This window comes from Glycomyces luteolus (genome assembly GCF_027622875.1).
In the GTDB taxonomy this organism is placed as follows: Bacteria; Actinomycetota; Actinomycetes; order Mycobacteriales; family Micromonosporaceae; genus Glycomyces; species Glycomyces luteolus.
Map to the genome: position 1 here is coordinate 1 of NZ_JAPZVP010000042.1, position 1651 is coordinate 1651.

Sequence of the window (1651 nt, forward strand, 5' to 3'; positions counted from 1 at the left end):
AGCTTGCGTTTTAACCTTCTTGGTATGCGCTGCAGGGTGTTTGGAGGCAGCGTGAGGTGGATGGTTCATCATCTTGGTTGTGCCACAGGAGTTTGCGACTACTTCCGCTGCTGAGCCGGGGCAAGCCAGGACGGTCAGTGACCTGTCAGCGCTGTCGGCGTTTCGTGGTGAGTTCTATGCCGCGATCGGCGCTCGTGCTGATGCGGTGTTTGAGCTGACCGATGCGGTCTTGGAGCATGAGGGGAAGGTCGATTCGCTCCCCGGGTTGTCACTCGAGGATGCGTTCACGCGGGGCCATGGTTCGGTATACGCGGCCCTCAATGCAGGCCGGATCGATCTCGAAGCGGTCCGGTCGGCGGCATTGGCCGAGCCCCTGCCGCGGATGCGGGGCCATATCGTGTTGGCGGTGGATGTCTCGCCGTGGCTGCGTCCGGACGCGGCGTGCAGCCCGGAGCGGTTGTTCTGCCATGTCTACGGGCGCGGGCGGGGCAGCGACCAGACGATTCCGGGCTGGCCGTATTCATTCGTGGTGGCGCTGACGCCGGGATCCTCGTCGTGGGTGGTGCCGCTGAGCGCGTGTCGCATCGGCCCTGATGACGACGTGCAGGAGGTGACCGTGGCGCAGGTCCGGGCGGTGGTGGTCGACCTTGTCGCCGCCGGCCAGTGGGCCGGGGGCGATCGGCCAATCATCCTGGTGACCGATGCGGGCTATGACCCGGCCCGGCTGGCCTGGCAGCTCGGCGATTTGCCGGTGGTGGTGTGCTCGCGCGTGCGATCCGACCGGGTCTACTACGGCCAGGCCGAGCCGAAGGCGCCCGGTGCGGTCGGGCCCAGACCCAGGCACGGGCGACGACATGAATGCGCGAACCCAGCCACCTGGAATGTCCCCGACGGCGCGGTGACCGTGCCCTCAACCCGGTACGGGCAGGTCCGGTCGCGGTTCTGGCGGTTCCTGCACCCGAAGCTGACCGGCCGGTCGGCGTGGGTCGGCCACGACGGGCCGCTGCCGGTCATCGAGGGGACCGTAGTGCGACTGGAGGTCGACCACCTGCCCCACCAGAGTAGGCCCGATCCAGTGAACCTGTGGATCTCTCAGGCCGATATCGAAGCGGCCGTGATCAACACGGTCTGGTTCGCTTGGCTGCGCCGCTTCGACCAAGAGCACTTCCACCGCTTCATCAAGCAGGACTTGGGCTGGACCGCTCCGGCCGTCCGCGACCCGCGCGCCGCCGACACCTGGACGGTGATCGTGATGGCGGTCTACTTGCAACTGTGGTTGGCCCGCGGTCTCGTCGCCGACCATCGCCTCCCCTGGGAACGGCCCACACTGCCCGGGCAGTGCTCGCCCCGGCGCGTCCGCCGAGGATTGCGCAACCTCCGCGGCACACTCAATCGCCCCGCCAGTGTCGCGAAACCCTCCCGGCCCGGACCCGGCCGGCCCAAAGGCGCCCAGAACCGTCGCCGAGCAGCCCGCCACGACCCGGGCAAGCAGACGAAACGCCCCGGAACCAATGGCCTGGGCCGCGGCAACCGCGAGTGGCCGAAACGGTCGATATAGGTAACCGACTGCACGCCACCGAATTCATACTTCGGTCATCCGCCTTGTCCCGAAACCCCTGCAGCGCACACCAAGAAGGTTAAAACGCAAGCT

The 1651-nt window shown here is 67.4% G+C and carries 1 protein-coding gene; it reads left to right on the forward strand.

Annotation, left to right across the window (positions count from 1 at the left end; translation table 11 throughout):
• Window positions 1-142: 142 nt before the first annotated feature.
• Entirely contained in the window at window positions 143-1558 is a 1416-nt protein-coding gene (locus O1R50_RS26110) for an NF041680 family putative transposase (RefSeq protein WP_408612820.1), read from the forward strand.
• Window positions 1559-1651: the final 93 nt, after the last annotated feature.